The following is a 16,898-nucleotide window of genomic DNA, read 5'->3' on the forward strand; positions in this document are numbered from 1 at the left end:
CTGTTAGGGCGGACGGAATCCAAATAGACTGAGGCAAGAACCAGATTCGCGAGACCAAGATGCTGAAAAGCAAAGCTTCTCAAAATGCCGCGGACCAGCGGAACATCACCCGACTTCGGGTGCTGGAACACATCCGGACAGAAGGCTCGATTTCCCGGATAGATATCGCCAGCGCTTTGCAAACCAGCCCGGCGACAGTTACTGCAGCGACAGCCGATCTCATTTCGGCAGGATTGATCAAAGAGATCGAAACCGAACACCAATCCAAGTCTGCCAAAAGGGGGCGACCCAGAGTTTTACTTCAGTTGGATGGCGGATCTTATCTTATCGCGGGCCTTAAAGTCGCGCGCCACATGATCTCGGTCATCCTTGCAGATTTCGAAGGAAACGAGGTTACGTCATACAAATATCCGCTGGATGACGTCCGGATGACGCCAGGCGCATTCGTAGCAACCATTCGCACGGCCTTAGATCTAGCCTGTGCCCAGATCAACGCGACCCTGAACTCCCTGTCCGGAGTGTCAATCGGGATTGCCGGTCTGGTAGACGCTGAACGGAACTTTGTACACTGGTCCTCATCCCTTACCGAGAGAAACGTCGACTTCAGCCAGTTTCTGGAAACAGAATTGCCCTGCCCTGCCTTTATAGAAAACGATGCCAACCTGGTGGCAAAGGCAGAGCAACTTTTCGGTTTAGGCAAGGGCCTTAAGAACTTTTTGGTTGTGACGATCGAACACGGTGTAGGGCTTGGAATTGTGCTGGACGGCAAGCTGTATCGCGGGGAAAGAGGCTGCGGAGCAGAGTTTGGCCACACCAAAGTTCAACTGGACGGCGCGCTTTGCCAATGCGGCCAGCGAGGGTGCCTTGAAGCCTATGTCGGCGACTATGCATTGATCCGGGAAGCAACCGTTGCCGATCAAGGCACTGGAACGGAAACAGTTACAGAGATCCACAAAAACGCGCGATCCGGAGACGAAAGGGCGAAGTCCGTTCTGGCCCGCGCGGGCCAGATGTTTGGTCTGGGGATATCCAACCTGATCAACCTGTTTGACCCTGAATGCATTATCCTGTCCGGGGCTCAAATGGACTTGGAACACCTGTATTCGGACGAGGTAATGGCCCGAATCCGCAGTGGCGTCGTGAATGTCGACACCCTCTTGCCGGAAATAAAAGCGCATCACTGGGGCGATCTTATGTGGGCTAAGGGTGCTGCGGCATACGGGATTGAGCAGGTCTCGATCCTTAAGGTAAAAGAGCTAGCAACAAATGCGCCCTGAGCTTTTTATCCTGCTCGCTTTTGCAACTGCGGCCAGTGCAGAAAGTCGCGCTCCTCAGTTCCAAAAGATTGACATAGGTACGCATATCTATGACGGCGGCTGGGAACATTTTGTGGGCGGCGGGGTCGCCGTTTTCGATTGCGACGGCGATGGGCTGCCCGAACTCTTTGCCGCGGGCGGGACCAACACATCCAAACTGTTCAGAAACACATCGCGCGAAGGGTTATCGTTTCGCGCCGACACCCCCAAGCCACTTGCCATAACTGGCGTAACTGGGGCTTACCCGCTGGATGTCGACAGTGATGGAATTCTGGATCTGGCCGTTTTGCGCGTGGGCCCCGATTTGCTTTTGAAGGGTGAGCCTGATTGCAAGTTCCGCCGCTTCAGCACCCTTGGCTTCCAGTCGGAAGATCATTGGACAACCGGGTTCTCTGCCACATGGGAAGCCAATCAGACCCTGCCAACACTGGCCTTCGGAACCTATGTTGATCGTCGCAATCCCGACGGCCCATTTGAAACTTGCGGACCCACAGTCCTATTCCGGCCAACTGGTGACAGCTACCAGCCACCGGAACATCTTGAGCCAGGCTATTGCGCGCTGTCCATTCTGTTTTCTGACTGGTCGCGCACCGGGCAAGCGGATCTGCGCGTCAGTAACGATCGCCATTATTATGTGCGCGGCGGCCAAGAGCAGTTATGGGCAATGGAGGAAACACCACGCCCTTATTCTAAAGAAGACGGATGGTTGCCATATTCGATCTGGGGCATGGGCATCGCTTCGCGGGATTTGACAGGGGATGGCTTTCCCGAAGTTTACCTGACGTCGATGGGCGATCAGAAGTTACAGATTTTCGATCCCAAAGCCGGTGGTCCGACCTGGCGAGACGCCACCTTCGGCAAAGGCACGACCGCTCACAGGCCGCATACCGGAGGCGACGGCCGCCCATCGACCGGATGGCATGCACAATTTGGGGACGTCAACAACGACGGTCTGGACGATATCTTCGTCGCCAAGGGAAATGTCGAGCAGATGCCAGATGCGGCTTTGGATGACCCCAACAACCTGCTTTTACAAAAGGAAAATGGTCAATTTCTAGAAGCTTCAGTCGAGGCTGGCATTGCCTCTATGGCCAAGTCTCGCGGTGCGGCTTTGGCTGATCTCAATAATGACGGTTGGCTGGATCTGGTGGTGGTTAACCGAGGCTCGGAACTGGAGGTCTACCAAAACCAGCCTAACACCGAGAATTGGGTGATGCTGGACATTTCTCAAAACAAGTCAAATCGCTTCGCGGTCGGTAGCTTTATCGAGGCCAAGACCGCGTCAGGTATGGAAACCCGAGAAATCACAATCGGTGGAGGGCACGCAAGCGGCATTGCAGGGCTGCATCATTTTGGGCTGGGGGATGCGGAAGCAATAGAAGTTCGCGTAATTTGGCCAGATGGTGAAAAAGGAGCATGGAAGGAATATCAAGCGAACCAGATCATTCGCATTGAGCGCTGATCATTGATCGACTGGCAGTCCACTTGGAACATGATCCGGAACTCCAAGGCGCTCTGCGGGATCTTCCAGACTGCCCAGAAAGCTCAGAACTGCGCTGATTTCCTGATCCGTCAAACTAATCCTCGGCAGATCGCTGCTTCTGGCAATCGCATCCAAATTCTCTGGGTTCGACAATGACCGCTGATCCTGCGCGCCAGGAAAATAGGGTAGTTTCGCCATTTCCAACGTGTATGACCGCAGTGAAGCCTCTGGGTGGAGATGATGGCGCACGATATCTTCAAGCCGTGCATAAGCGCCATTGTGCCCATATGGGGCCGTCAGCGTTACATTGCGCAACGAGGGCGTGCGAAACGCAAACGCGTCCTCTGCGTCACCGGTCACGCGCAGGCGTCCATCATCTCGGGTATGGCTTTCAAACCGCGCCGCTTTTCCCGGTCCGATCTGCGGCAGCGCAATCGAGTGAAATTTATGGTCTGTTTGGAACCAGCCCGAATGACAGGTACTGCACCCTGCTTTCCCGTAAAACAACTGCATGCCGCGCTGTGCCTCTTCGGGCAACGCTGCTTCCCCCCGCATCGCAAGGTCAAACGGGCTGTTGTCGGCGCGCCATTCGAACGCAATGAAATCGGCAATTACATTCGCAATAGCCGAGAACGTTATCGCGTCCCCAGAAGCGATTAAGGAAAAACGGTGTTCATACTCTGGGATGGCCGCGACGCGAGCCGCAATCAGATCCCACGCCCCCCCTTCCTGAGTAAGCATCCCTAGACGTACAGCCTGACTGACATCATTCTCGGAATAGTGGCCTGCCATCTCATCGGGCGAAAGCACCGGAAACATTGCCTGAGCTGCCAAAGCAGAATTGAAACCTGACCGCATATGCGTGCCCAGCGGTGTCCTGATACCATTCTCGCGTGTCGGATCAGTTTCAAGGCGCCCATCATGAAAGAAGGTTGTGAATTCGGTTGCACCAAGATTCCAAAGCCCCGGCGAATTGCGCGGAATGCGTTGCTCCGGCGGGTTGTCCGTGTCAATTTTGCGCCCTGCCCCCAAACCCGCACCCCCTTCGCCGATCCCAAGCGAGAGCCCATCGGACGTGCCAAGCTTGGGGTGGTGACAAGTTGCACAGCTGATGTTCCGGTTTCCGGACAAGATCGGGTCATAGAAAAGCAGCCGTCCCAGCTGGATACTTGCCAGATCAGATTCAACAAATTCTGGGTTCGGACCGAGGTTCTGAGACGTTGCGGTCGTGATCGACGCAATCACCACGCCGAAAGCAATAACGGGTGCAGCAATCCTCATGTGTCACCCTCGGAAATTTCCAAAATCAAGGTCTGCTCGTAAGGGGTTTCGGGCGTGCAAATGATCGACGGGAATTCGGGGATGTTAGGCGCATTGGGATAACCTGACGGCTCGATGCACACACCGGCGCTTTTGTGAAAGGGTTTCGTCAGGTGAGCGCCAGAGTAAACCTGCGCCCCTGCCTGATCTGACCAGACAGACAACTTCAAGCCGTTGGGTGCAGTAAGGTCAGCGACCGGAAACTCATTATCTCGTTTGCAGTCAAAAACGAAATAGTTGTCCAAATCCGTCAAAGCGGCACTGATCGCTTTCGGCACAGCGAATTGCATCTCGCCCTCACTTGCATCCTCAAATTTGCCAGAGGGAATTCCCCGATTGTCAACTTGAAGATAGCGGCTTGAGGTCAGCCGCAGACAATGCTCGGAAATGCCCGCCGCTCCACCCAGGCAGTAGTAGTTGTGCTGCGCTATACTTATGGGTGTCGGCCGATCCGGGTGCGCCGAAATCGAATAGGTCAAACGCGGGTGGTTCAGCCTTACCCGCACTTCAAATTTGACTTCTCCTGGAAACCCGCCGGAACCCTCTGGGGAGGTGAGGCGCAATATGGCCTCGTTTACTGTTATCCTCTCAAGAGCCCAATTCTGTTGCGATAGCCCTGCCCGCCCACCATGCAAGGAATTTTGACCGTCGTTCGCGTCAAGCTCATAACGAACATTTCCCATGTCAAAATGCGCTTGTCCGATCCGATTGGCGACACGCCCCACGATTGCGCCCAGATAATTTTTGTCGGCGACATAGTCCTGCGGGTTCTCGTATCCGAGGATCATTGGCAAACCCTTGTACCACCAGCCTTGAGTTATAGCTCCGTAGCTGAGCAGCGACACTCGCATATCGCCATCACTCAGAACGACCCTGTCGATCTGAGGGGGTATATCCCGTCTTGTGTTCATCGTTTGGCAATAGGTGCTATAGCCGAATAATATTGCCGGTAGCGTTGGTACTCGTTTTCGAAAGCATCGACCAAGTCCTGACGGGGTTCGATGACCCTGTCGATTTTGGGAGGCGTCATTATTGTGCCCGGGAGTGCACCAGTGACCGAGCAAATTGCCAGACGGGCGGCGCCGATGGCGGCTCCGAACTCACTGCCCTGCGGCAAGTCTAGGGGCGTATTGAGCACAGTGGCCAGACTTTTCAACCAATAATCAGATCGCGCACCGCCGCCAACAGCCAAAAGGCTCGTTGGTTTTGTTCCGGTACTCTTGAGGGCCTCCAGACAGTCCCGCATTGCGAAGGCGACGCCTTCCAGGACTGCCCGCGTCAAATCGGTCGCCTCCGAGGAAATATCCACACCCAGAAACGCACCACGGATTGCACTGTCATTGTGCGGCGTCCGCTCACCTGAAAGATACGGCAGAAACGTGATCTCTGATGGGCCATCCAGATTAGCAGGCAGCGCAGCAACCAAGTCGCCAACGGGCTGGCCAAGGTTGCGGGAGAGCCAGTTCAAACTATTTGTCGCAGACAGGATAACACCCATCTGAATCCACCTGTCAGGGACAGAATGACAAAAACAGTGAACAGCTGTTTCTGGCGCTGGAGCATACTTGTCCCTGGACACCAGCAGCACACCCGAGGTTCCGAGAGACAAAAAGCCAGTTCCGTCGTTGATACTGCCTATCCCACAGGCAGCAGCGGCATTGTCCCCTGCTCCGCCAGCAATCACGACTTGTCCGGACACCCCCCATTCTTGCCGCAACTCGGACCGCAACTCTCCGCCCGGATCACTGCCTTCGACCAATCGGGGCATTTGTTCGATGTTCATGTGGCTTTGTTCCAGGGCAGTTTCCGACCATCGCCGTGCACCTACATCCAGCCATGAAGTCCCCGCACTGTCAGACATGTCGCTGACGTAATCTCCTGTCAGCCAGAGCCGCAAGTAGTCTTTCGGTAGCAGGACTTTGGCAATTTTGACGAACAGGTCAGGTTCATTTGCACGAACCCATTCCAACTTGGGCGCTGTAAAACCCGGAAAAACGATATTGCCTGAACTGGCACGCATACCGGGTGATTGATCAAGAATCTCTGCTTCTCTCGAAGCCCTCGTGTCGTTCCAAAGAATGCACGGCCGCAACACGTTGCCATTGGCATCCAGAAGGGTCGCACCATGCATGTGTCCGCTCAAACCAATGCCACGCAGCGCGGAAAACGACGTTCCGTGTGCTTCGCGAAGCTGAAGGACAACTGCTTTGCAAGCCTCTATCCAGTCAGAAGGCGACTGTTCGGACCAACCAGGCTTTGGGCAAGACGTGAGAATTCTAGACTCGGCACTACCTTCAACGATACCCGCGTCATTGACAAGAATTCCCCTAAGACCGGATGTTCCCAAGTCCAGACCGAGATACATTTTCAAACCACCCATATTTTATTTTAGTTACTAAAATTATTTTACGGAAAGATATTGTCAATAAAAGTTTCAAGCAATTTGGTTTCCAGTGCATTAAGCCTTCGCCACTACGGACTTTAGAAAATAGCGTGACGCAGTTTCCTAGGCCCAACTTGCCTAGTTTACCGCCACTAAAACCGTTTTTTTGATGCAAGAACGTCTGATTTGATTTCGAAAAGGGACTGGAAAACCGTCATGTGTGCAAGTCCCAACACGGTTCGAGCCGCCATCTGTCCGCCATGCTTCGTACAATGACTTGGACGCGAGGCAAATTTGCGGCACTTTCTTGCCATGCGCTGACAAGCAATGGGCGTAGCATGGCTCATTTTTCTAAATTGCTGCTGTGCTTAAGGTTTTCCCCTTAAATTCCTCTTAGCGTTTTCACATCTCATTCTTATTCATAAATCAGGAGACTACTATGTCACGTACTCTTGTTCTCGGCGTTCTCGTTGCCGGTATTGGCGCCGGTATCTACTATTATCTCACACAACCCGAGCCCACGCCGGCCGAACAGTTGCAATCCGCGGCTCAGGACGCAGGTGATGCGGTCAGCGACGCTATTGAATCCGTTGCAGAACAGGCTGCAAACGCGTCCGACCAGGTCGAGCAATCCGCGACCGACTTGGCAAATCAGGCATCCGAAGATGTCGCCGCCTTGGCCAGTCAAGGTCAGGATCTTTTGAACAGCTGGATCGAGGACGGCACGCTGGCCGTTCAGAACTTTGACTATGACAAAATGGTCGCATCGGTGAAGGACAGCGCACTGGCCAATGATCTGAAAACTCGCGCGATAGCCATTCTGGATGAAATCAAGGCTTCTCCCGAAGTGTTTGCCGCCAAGCTCGAGGAACTGAGGGCACTTCTTGCCCAACAGTGATCACGACCGCCGAAGGCGCAGAGTTTGCTTGTAAATCACGGTTTCAGGCAGACCTCCTGTAACGTCACCAAGCAGCAAAGTTGACGTTTCGATAACCGTTTGCTTGGCTACTCAAACTTGGTGCCGCCCCTTTTCGATGCAATCTGCCGAGTACAAGGGGCAGCCCTATACAAATACAGGATAGATCATGACCTCCCTTCCCTCGACCATGTATGCGGTTGTTCAAACACATGATGGCTATTCCGAAACGGCTACCGGTCCAACCATTGATGACGCCGCTGACTGGCTGGCAGCAGCCGAGATGCAAGTTCCTGTGCCGGGTCCCGGAGAGGTTCTTATTAAATTGCGCGCGGCTTCTGTTAATCCGTCGGATATTCACTTCATCAAGGGTGAATACGGCCAGCCCCGCGTTCAAGGCACAGCCGCCGGGTTCGAGGGCTGCGGCGACGTAGTTGCAACCGGAGCAGGGGCTGAAGCCCTGCAAGGACAGCGCGTGGCTTTTGTGGCCGCGCAGGCGGGGGCATGGGCCGAGTACATCACGACACCAGCGATGATGTGTATACCACTGCGCCCCGACATCTCGGACGAGGACGGCTCGGCGCAGATCGTGAACCCCATGACCGCAATGGCGATGGTGGATATCGCGCGAAATGCAGGAGATGCCTTTATCGTTTCCGCCGCGACCAGCCAGTTGGGCAAACTGATGTGCAGTCTGGGCCGGGATCTGGGGTTGAAGCCCATCGCGCTTGTCCGCCGCGACAATGCGATTACACCCTTGAAAGAGCTGGGCGCACAGGAGGTTCTGGTGACCTCGGACCCCGAGATGCCCCAGAAACTAGCCGCGCTCAGCCGCGATCTCAAACCCCGCGTGTTTCTGGATGCCGTGGCCGACCAGATATCTGAACAGGTCTTTTGCGCCATGCCCAACGGTGCGCGCTGGGTGTGTTATGGCAAGCTCAGCTCGGATCTGCCCAAGCTGACACAGATGGGTCAACTGATCTTTATGGGCAAGCAGATCGAGGGATTCTGGCTGACGCAGTGGATGACCACCACCCCACCCGCCGATCAGATGCGCGTGGTAGCCGAGGTACAGGCGCGGTTCGCAGATGGGCGCTGGAAAACCGACGTTTCCCAGAGGGTTGCATTGAAGGATGTGATTAAAAATCTGGCTAATGCTCTAAAAAAGGGTGACGGAAAGGTGATCATCACGCCATAGTAGAACAACGCGTCGGACCAAGGAGGATGGTCCGACGCGCCAAAAAGCCGGACAAACCGGCATTGGGAGGTGAATTTGGATAACGCACAGCTGCTGATCAGCGGGCTGGCGAATGGTTGTGTCTACGGCCTGATCGCGCTCGGTTTTGTTCTGATCTACAAGGCGACCGAAGCGGTGAATTTCGCGCAAGGCGATTTCATGATGCTGGGGGCCTTTGTCACCATCGGGCTGACCAATACCGAATATATGGGGCTGCCCTTCTGGCTGGCGCTGCCGATCTCATTGGGGATCATGGGGGCACTGGGATATCTGGTGGACCGGCTGATCATCCGGCGGCTGTTCGGTGAAAGCCAGACGGCCGTGGTGATCCTGACCATCGCTCTGGGCTTTGTGATCCGGTTTGTGGCCGGGCTGATCTGGGGGCACGAGCCACAGACATTGCAAAACCCGCTGGCCGGGAAAGAGGTGCGGTTCGGCGGGCTGGTGCTGGGGATGGAGGATGTGGCCGTCATCATCGTCACCATCCTGCTGACATGGGGACTGTATGTTTTTTTCAGCCGAACCAAGCTGGGACTGGCGATGCAGGGCGCCTCGCAGAACCAGTTGGCCGCTTACTATATGGGTGTTCCCGTCAAGCGTGTACAGGGCTTTATCTGGGGGCTGGCGGGCGTGGTCGCCGGGATCGCGGGTATCCTGTTTGCCGCCAAAGGCTCGGTCGATCCGACTACGGGCTTGCTGGGGATCAAGGCATTTGCCGCAGCCGTGATCGGCGGGTTCGGCAGCCTGCCCGGCGCGCTGGCCGGAGGGTTGATCGTCGGCGTTATTGAGCCCTTTGCCAGCCGCTATATCGCGGCCGGATACAGCCAGATCGCACCCTATGCGCTTTTGCTGGCGGTGCTGATCTTCCGCCCCAACGGGCTGTTCAGCCAGGTACGGGTCAAGAAGGTCTAGGCAGATGCGGATTGTATTCAAAACCAACTACATGCAGGACATCCGGCCATGGAAGGACGGCTATCAGCTGGTCCTCTACCTGATCCTGCTGGCGGTGGTGGCGGCCGCCCCGTGGTGGCTGGACGATTTCTATCTGGGTGAGCTGACCAACGTCCTGATCTGGGCTATCGCCGGTTTGGGCCTGATGGTTCTGACCGGCCACACGGGGCAAGTCAGTCTGGGCCACGCGGCGTTTCTGGCCTTTGGCTGCTATGCCAATGTCATCCTGCTTGAGGCGGGTGTGCCCTTTCTGATCGCCTTTCCGGTGGCCGGTATCCTGACCGGCATCGCTGGAGTAACCGTCGCCATCCCTGCCCTGCGTCTGCACGGCATTTATCTGGCGATTTTCACCATGGCGCTGTCGATCCTGATGGATGACGTCATCGTTCTGGCCGAACCAATCACCGGCGGTGTTGGTGGCAAGTTCATCGGCGGAGTCGATATCTTCGGCCTGACGATCGACCGCTGGGGCACCCCCGTCCCGTTTTTCTGGCTGGTGCTGGCGGTCGCGGTTCTGGTGACGCTGGGCTATATCAACCTGCTGCGCGCGCCTTTGGGGCGCAGCTTCATCGCCGTGCGCGATTCCGAGGTTTCGGCACAGGCGATGGGCGTCGACATCGCGCGCACCAAGATGATTTCATTCGCGCTGTCCTGCGCCGTCACCGGTTGGGCGGGCGCGTTGATGGGCATGTATGCGGGCGCGTTCAACAATGAGACATTCAGCGTCCTGATCTCGATCCAGCTGCTGATGATGATCGTGATCGGCGGGCTGGGCTCGATCCATGGCGCGTTTCTTGGTGCCATCGTAATCGGGTTCCTGCCGCAATTCCTGTCGATCTCAAAGGAATATGTGGGTGCCTTGTTTGGCGGCAGTACCGTCGCCATTCCGGGGCTGGAGTTCGGCATTTTCGGCATGATCCTGATCGGGTTCATCCTGTTTGAGCCTATGGGCATGTATGGCCGCTGGCTGAAAATCCGAACATGGTTTGAACTCTTCCCCTTCTACCGCAAGGACATGTTCAAACGTCAGAAATCCTACCTCAAGACGGAGCGCCTGAGATGAGCCTGCTCGCGTTCGAAAACGTCACCCTGAAATTCGGCGGCCTCACGGCGGTGAATGACCTGTCCTTTTCGGTCGAGGAAGGTGAGGTGTTCGCCATCGTCGGCCCCAATGGTGCGGGCAAATCGACCGTGTTCAACCTGATCTCACGCTTCTACGACCCGTTTGACGGGTCCATCCGCTTTGACGGGCATGATCTGCTGCAGGTCAAACCCTCGGGCGTGGCGGCCTATGGCGTGGCGCGGACGTTCCAGAATATCGAACTGTTTGAACATGCCACCGTGTTGCAGAACCTGCTGGTCGGGCGGCACCGCCATCGCAAGACCAACCTGTTGTCCGAGGTTCTGTTCCTGCCCTCAGCCCGGCGGCAAGAGCTGGAAAACCGCGAGAAGGTTGAAGAGATCATCGATTTCCTTGACCTGCAGGCTTATCGCGACAAGATGATCTCGGGCCTGCCCTACGGTGTGCGCAAAGTGGTCGAGGTCGCCCGCGCGCTGGCCACCGATCCCAAGTTGCTGTTGCTGGACGAACCGGCCTCGGGCCTGTCGGTCGAAGAAACCACGGATATGCGCTGGTGGATCGACGACATCCGGCGGCAAATGGGGATCACGGTGCTGATGGTGGAACATGACATGGGGCTGGTCTCGGGCGTGTCCGACCGGGTGCTGGCGATGGCCGATGGTGCGATGCTGGCGCTGGGGACTCCGGCGCAGGTGCAGTCCCACCCGGCGGTGGTCGAAGCCTATCTGGGGAAAGCCTCATGAGCGCGCCGATCCTGACCATCCGCAATGTCGAAAGCTTCTATGGCCCGATCATGGCCATTCGCGGCGTGTCGCTGGACGTGCATCCGGGGCAGATCGTCTCGATCCTGGGCGCGAACGGCGCGGGCAAGACGACGCTGATGAAAACCGTGTCCGGCGTGATGGACCCCGAAAAGGGCAAGATCACCTTTGACGGCGACGAAATTCAGGGGTCCGAGCCGCATAAGGTCGTGCAAAAAGGCATCGTCCATGTCCCCGAAGGGCGCGAGGTGTTCCCCTTGATGACCGTGGACGAAAACCTCAGCCTCGGCGCCTATACGGCGACCGACAAGGGGCAGATCGACCATGACCGCGAGCTGGTGTTCTCGTACTTTCCGATCCTGAAGGAACGTCGTAATCAAGAGGCCGGAACCCTGTCAGGCGGACAGCAACAGATGCTGGCCATCGGACGCGGGCTGATGGCGAACCCCAAAATCATGCTGCTGGACGAACCCTCGCTGGGTCTGTCGCCGCTGCTGGTGCAGGAGATTTTCGGCATCCTCAAACGCCTCAATGACGAGCAGAACATGACCATGATGCTGGTCGAACAGAATGCCAATGCGGCGCTGGAACTGGCCCATCATGGCTATGTGATGGAGGTCGGGCGCATCGTCATGGACGGCGCGGCGGATGTGTTGATGCAATCCGAGGACATCCAGAACTTCTATCTGGGCGTGCAGGAAGAAGGCGCGCGGGAGAACCGCCGCTGGAAACGCAAAAAGACGTGGAGGTGACCGGCATGAATATCAGCACCCTGCCCCCTCAGACCAAGATCAACGGCATCCAGTTCAACGCCACCCCCGGCCAGCGCCCGGTATTGGTGGATGAATGCACGACACTGTGTCACCTGTTCCAGAAACGCTGCGCCGATCTGGGCGACCGCACCGCGCATCGTGAGAAGGATTTCGGCATCTGGAAGTCCTATTCCTGGGCCGATTACTGGCAACACGCCAAGTGGATCGGGCTGGCCCTGCGCAAGCTGGGGCTGCAACGGGGCGAGGTTGTCTCGATCCTCTCCGAGGACCGCAAGGAGTGGGCGTGGTTCGATATGGGCATTCAATGCGTCGGCGGGATCGCCTCTGGCGTCTATACCACGGATTCCGCCAAGCAGTTGAAATACCTTGTGAATGACAGCGATAGCCGGTTTTTGATCGTCGAGAACGAGGAACAGCTGGACAAGTTTTTCGAGGTCGAGGCCGAGCTTCCCAGTCTGCTGAACGTCATCATCCTTGAGGATGAGGGCCTGCACGATCTGAACCACGACCGCTGCATGATGGTTGCCGACCTATACGAGATCGGGCGGCAGGCCGAGGCCGAAGACCCCACCCGGTTCGACGCCGAGATCGCGCTTGCCTCGCCGCAGGATACGGCCTTGCTGGTTTACACCTCGGGCACAACCGGAGCGCCCAAAGGCGCGATGCTGAGCCATGAGAACATTCTGGCCGCCATCGAGGCCGGGGCGCACTCCCTGCCCACATTCGAAACCGATGAGCAGCTGTGTTTCCTGCCGCTGTGCCACATCCTTGAACGCGACGTGTCGGTCTATTTCCCGCTGGCCGCGAAATGCGTGGTGAATTTCGCCGAAAGCCCCGAAACCGTCTTTGCCAACCTGCAAGAGGTATCGCCCAGCACATTCACCGCCGTGCCACGCGTTTGGGAAAAGATCTATTCGCAGGTCAAAATCCTGACGCAAGAGGCCACCCCCACAGGCCGCGCCGCCTTTGGCATGGCGCTGAAAGCCGGGTTTGCACGGGCCGAATACCTGCTGGCCGGCAAACCGGTGCCCGCTGGCGTGGCCGCCCAATTCTGGCTGTGGGATCGGTTGGTCCTGCGCAATCTGCGACGGATGCTGGGGATGGACAGGCTGCGGCGCGGGGGCAGCGGGGCCGCGCCCATCTCGGCCGATCTGCTGAAATGGTACTGGGCCATTGGTGTGCCTCTGGTCGAAGGGTTCGGGATGACCGAAACCTCGGGTTTGGCGACGCTGAACACCACCGAGGATAACAAGGTCGGCACCATCGGCCGTGCGGTGCCGGGCAATGACGTGCGCATCTCGGATGACGGGGAAATCCAGATCAAGGGTCTGAACATCTTTCAGGGTTACTGGCGAAACAATGCCAAAACCGCCGAGACCTTCACCGCCGATGGCTGGCTGCGCACCGGTGATATGGGCAAGATTGACGCCGACGGGTTTGTGACCATAACCGGCCGCCTTAAGGACATCATCATCACGGCGGGCGGCAAGAACATCACCCCGGCCGAAATTGAAAGCCGCCTGAAGTTCAGCCACTATATCTCGGACGCGGTGATTATCGGCGATGCGCGCAAATATCTGACGGCGCTGATCATGATCGATCAGGAAAACGTCGAAAAATTCGCGCAGGACCGCAAGGTGCCGTTTTCGAACTTTGCCTCACTCTGCGCCGCGCCCGAGGTGCTGGATCAGATCCGGGCCGAGGTGGACACCGTCAACAAGGAATTCGCGCGGGTCGAGCAGATCAAGGACTTCCGCCTGATCAACGTGCTGCTGACCGCTGATGACGAAGAACTGACCGCCACGATGAAGCTCAAACGCAGCTTTGTTGAGAAGAAACACGCGCATCTGATTGAAGACATGTACAAATAGATAAGGGTCTACCCAAAGGGAGGAAAAATATGAGGAACGTGATCAAACGACTGGCGGCCGCCACCGCTTTGACGGCTGCGGCGACAATCGCAAATGCCGAGACGCAGGGTGTGAGCGACGATGAAATCGTCATCGGTTCGGTCAACGACCTGAGCGGTATTTTCGCCGCTGTGGGTGTTCCCGCAACCAAGGGCGCGAATGTGGTGTTTGACCGCGTGAATGCCGAAGGCGGCGTGCATGGTCGCAAAATCCGCTTTGTGGTCGAGGATAACGGGTACCAGATGCCGCGTGCGATGCAGGGCTATAACAAGCTGCTGAACCGCGACAAAGTGTTTGCGATGCTGCAATCGCTAGGCACACCCATGAACGTTGCTGGGTTCAAGTTGTTGGACCCTAAAGGCATTCCCAATGTTGCACCCTTAACCGCAGCGCGGCAGATGCTTCAGGAACCGATGGACAACAAATTCACGTCCTTCTCGACCTATTTCGACCAAAGCCGCGTGGGCGTGAAATACCTGGCCGAGCAATTCGGAGGGCAAAAGGTCTGCACCATGTATCTGCCAACCGATTTCGGTGAGGAAATTCTGGAAGGCAGCAAAGCCGGTGCCGAAGAGGCCGGGATCGCCTTTGCGGCGGAAACAACGCATAAGCCGGATGAAACGGATTTCGTTGGATCTTTGAGCAAGCTCAAGGAAGAAGGATGCAATATCGTCACCATGGCGCTGGGCGTAAGGCAGGCGATCACCGTGGTTGGAACGGCCAAGAAGATGGGCTTGGCCGATATGAAATTCCTCGGAACGTCCGCCAGCTTTCTGACCGTTGTGGCGCAGGTACCTGGTGGTGTGACAGACGGGTTCTATGCGGCCGCGTCCTGGCAAGATCTATGGGCGCGCGCGGATGAGCCTGCCCCGGCCGCCTTCATCGAAGAATACAAAGCTGCGACCGGCGAAGACCCGGTTGGCTTTTCCATGCTGGGCTATTCGGCCGCCGAAATGATGGTCAAGGCGCTTGAGGCCGCTGGCCCGGACCTGACTCATGAGAGCTTTATCGCCGCAATGGAATCTCTGGACTATCAGGACGAGCTGGTAGGCAACCATATCACCTACGGCCCCGATGATCACCAGGGCGCAGACTCGGTCTATGTGAGCGTTGTAGAGGACGGCGCATGGAAGATCGTCTACGAAGAGTGAAACACCAATAGATGTAAACCAACAAAGGGCCCGCTCATGCGGGCCCTTTTCAAATAGTGACCACATGTGGCTGGTGTTTCCAACTCGGCAACGAAAGCCGAGCCTCAAAATTCCTATGATCCTCTGTTGAAGGCCAAGCAATAGCTTTTCCAAAATGCCCGCAGTTTTCCAAAAAACTCATGGCAATCGGGATTGCCCTAAATAGAAACATCCAGTCTTTTTAATGCGGTTTTAGCGAAATAATGGCGCACCTGAGAGGATTCGAACCTCTGGCCTCTGCCTTCGGAGGGCAGCGCTCTATCCAGCTGAGCTACAGGTGCCTTGGCTGTTAGCTAACCTTGTTCCGATCCGGGTGCAACTGCAAATCTGCCCGGATCAGTCAGGTTTCACGCAAACAGATCATGCGCCAATTCCAGCGCGTCGATCAATGTGTCGACCTCATCTTTGGTGTTATAAAGGCCAAAGCTCGCCCGGCAGGTGGCAGTGACGCCGTAGAAATCCATCAACGGACCGGCGCAATGATGACCAGCGCGCACCGCGACGCCTTTCTTGTCCAAAATGGTGGAAACATCATGCGCATGCCCTGCCCCGTCCAGCGTAAAGCTGAAAATGGCGGCCTTGTCAGCACGGGTGCCCTGAACCTGCAACCAGTTGAGCCCCGTCAGCCGCTCCATCGCGTAATCACGAATACCTGCTTCGTGGGAGGCGATGTTCTCCATCCCCAACTCCATCATGTAGTCCAGCGCCACGCCCAGCCCGATGGTTTGCACAATCCCCGGCGTTCCGGCCTCGAACTTCATCGGGGGATCATTGTAGATCACCTGATCCTTGCTGACCTCTTTGATCATGTCGCCGCCCCCGATAAACGGACGCATCTCAGCCATACGTTCGGACTTGATGTAGATCGCACCAGACCCGGATGGGCCATAAAGCTTGTGCCCGGTGATCGCGTAAAAGTCGCAACCGATGTCCTGAACATTGACCGGCAAGTGTACTGAACCCTGGCTACCATCAACCAGAACCGGGACACCTTTGGCGTGTGCGCCTTGGGTGATCGCCTTTACATCAACAATAGTGCCCAAAACATTGGAACACTGAGTGACGGCGACCAGCTTGGTCTTGGGGCCAATGGCGTCTATGACCGCCTGAGGGTCCAACCCTCCGTCAGAATCCACATCAACCCATTTTAAAACGACGCCTTGCCGCTCGCGAAGAAAATGCCAAGGGACGATGTTGGCGTGGTGTTCCATCACGGAAAGCACGATCTCATCCCCGGCCTCCAGGCGCGGCATCGCCCAACCATAAGCGACCAGATTGATGCCCTCGGTCGTGCCCGAGTTCAGAACGATCTCATCCTCATCCGCCGCGCCCAGAAAGCGCGCAATGGTGCCGCGCACGGATTCGTATTTCTCGGTCGCCAGATTGGACAGATAGTGCAGGCCACGGTGAACGTTGGAATACTCCTCGGCATAAGCGCGTGTGACTGCATCAATCACAACCTGCGGCTTCTGTGCCGATGCTCCGTTATCCAGATATGTCAGTGGCTTTCCGTTCACCTCTCGGGACAGGATCGGAAAGTCCGCACGGATTTTATGTACGTCATACATGGTATTTTC

At 56.5% G+C, this 16,898-nt stretch carries 14 protein-coding genes and 1 tRNA gene; 10 read left to right on the forward strand and 5 right to left on the reverse strand.

Annotation, left to right across the window (positions count from 1 at the left end; translation table 11 throughout):
* Positions 1-59: 59 nt before the first annotated feature.
* Entirely contained in the window at positions 60-1,277 is a 1,218-nt protein-coding gene (locus J7380_RS17810) for an ROK family transcriptional regulator (RefSeq protein WP_209197213.1), read from the forward strand.
* Positions 1,267-2,778, forward strand: a complete 1,512-nt coding sequence (locus J7380_RS17815; RefSeq protein WP_209197215.1) for a CRTAC1 family protein — start codon at positions 1,267-1,269, stop codon at positions 2,776-2,778. Before J7380_RS17810 ends, J7380_RS17815 begins: the two co-directional genes overlap by 11 nt.
* Here J7380_RS17815 and J7380_RS17820 read toward each other — a convergent pair whose 3' ends face one another.
* Genes J7380_RS17820 through xylB form a run of 3 tightly spaced genes read right to left on the reverse strand, consistent with a single transcriptional unit; the run spans position 2,779 to position 6,484 of the window.
* The gene (locus tag J7380_RS17820) at positions 2,779-4,080 is read right to left on the reverse strand and encodes a cytochrome c peroxidase (protein WP_209197217.1); all 1,302 of its coding nucleotides are present in this window, start codon (positions 4,078-4,080) and stop codon (positions 2,779-2,781) included.
* Entirely contained in the window at positions 4,077-5,030 is a 954-nt protein-coding gene (locus J7380_RS17825; protein WP_209197219.1) for an aldose epimerase family protein, read from the reverse strand. Before J7380_RS17825 ends, J7380_RS17820 begins: the two co-directional genes overlap by 4 nt.
* Positions 5,027-6,484 (reverse strand): xylulokinase, encoded by a 1,458-nt coding sequence (gene xylB / locus J7380_RS17830; RefSeq protein WP_209197301.1) that lies wholly within the window; start codon positions 6,482-6,484, stop codon positions 5,027-5,029. Before xylB ends, J7380_RS17825 begins: the two co-directional genes overlap by 4 nt.
* A 457-nt stretch (positions 6,485-6,941) precedes the next feature.
* Here xylB and J7380_RS17835 point away from each other — a divergent pair, with 457 nt between their 5' ends.
* The 8 genes from J7380_RS17835 to J7380_RS17870 all read left to right on the forward strand — a co-directional run bounded on the left by J7380_RS17835 (position 6,942) and on the right by J7380_RS17870 (position 15,282).
* Entirely contained in the window at positions 6,942-7,400 is a 459-nt protein-coding gene (locus J7380_RS17835) for a hypothetical protein (protein ID WP_209197221.1), read from the forward strand.
* 187 nt (positions 7,401-7,587) lie between these two features.
* Complete coding sequence (locus J7380_RS17840) at positions 7,588-8,616, forward strand: zinc-binding dehydrogenase (protein WP_209197222.1); 1,029 nt, start codon at positions 7,588-7,590, stop codon at positions 8,614-8,616.
* A 75-nt stretch (positions 8,617-8,691) separates the two neighbouring features.
* On the forward strand, positions 8,692-9,567 hold the full coding sequence (locus tag J7380_RS17845; protein WP_170724298.1) for a branched-chain amino acid ABC transporter permease: 876 nt from the start codon (positions 8,692-8,694) through the stop codon (positions 9,565-9,567).
* 4 nt (positions 9,568-9,571) lie between these two features.
* Positions 9,572-10,669 (forward strand): branched-chain amino acid ABC transporter permease, encoded by a 1,098-nt coding sequence (locus J7380_RS17850; protein WP_209197230.1) that lies wholly within the window; start codon positions 9,572-9,574, stop codon positions 10,667-10,669.
* Entirely contained in the window at positions 10,666-11,430 is a 765-nt protein-coding gene (locus J7380_RS17855; protein ID WP_209197239.1) for an ABC transporter ATP-binding protein, read from the forward strand. Before J7380_RS17850 ends, J7380_RS17855 begins: the two co-directional genes overlap by 4 nt.
* A complete protein-coding gene (locus J7380_RS17860; RefSeq protein ID WP_209197242.1) occupies positions 11,427-12,200 on the forward strand; it encodes an ABC transporter ATP-binding protein in 774 nt (257 codons plus the stop codon). The genes J7380_RS17855 and J7380_RS17860 overlap by 4 nt, the downstream gene beginning before the upstream one ends.
* 5 nt (positions 12,201-12,205) lie before the next feature.
* Complete coding sequence (locus tag J7380_RS17865; RefSeq protein ID WP_209197244.1) at positions 12,206-14,092, forward strand: long-chain fatty acid--CoA ligase; 1,887 nt, start codon at positions 12,206-12,208, stop codon at positions 14,090-14,092.
* 29 nt (positions 14,093-14,121) lie between these two features.
* A complete protein-coding gene (locus tag J7380_RS17870; RefSeq protein ID WP_209197246.1) occupies positions 14,122-15,282 on the forward strand; it encodes an ABC transporter substrate-binding protein in 1,161 nt (386 codons plus the stop codon).
* Positions 15,283-15,525: 243 nt separating this feature from the next.
* Here the strand turns inward: J7380_RS17870 and J7380_RS17875 are convergent.
* Together J7380_RS17875 and J7380_RS17880 are read right to left on the reverse strand one after the other, a co-directional pair.
* Positions 15,526-15,602 (reverse strand) — tRNA-Arg (locus J7380_RS17875).
* A 66-nt stretch (positions 15,603-15,668) separates the two neighbouring features.
* Positions 15,669-16,889: a cysteine desulfurase gene (locus tag J7380_RS17880; RefSeq protein WP_209197248.1), complete on the reverse strand. Its 1,221-nt coding sequence runs from the start codon at positions 16,887-16,889 to the stop codon at positions 15,669-15,671.
* Positions 16,890-16,898 lie beyond the last annotated feature (9 nt).

Origin of the sequence: Ruegeria sp. R8_1 (assembly GCF_017743815.1) — a bacterium.
GTDB lineage: Bacteria > Pseudomonadota > Alphaproteobacteria > Rhodobacterales > Rhodobacteraceae > Ruegeria > Ruegeria lacuscaerulensis_A.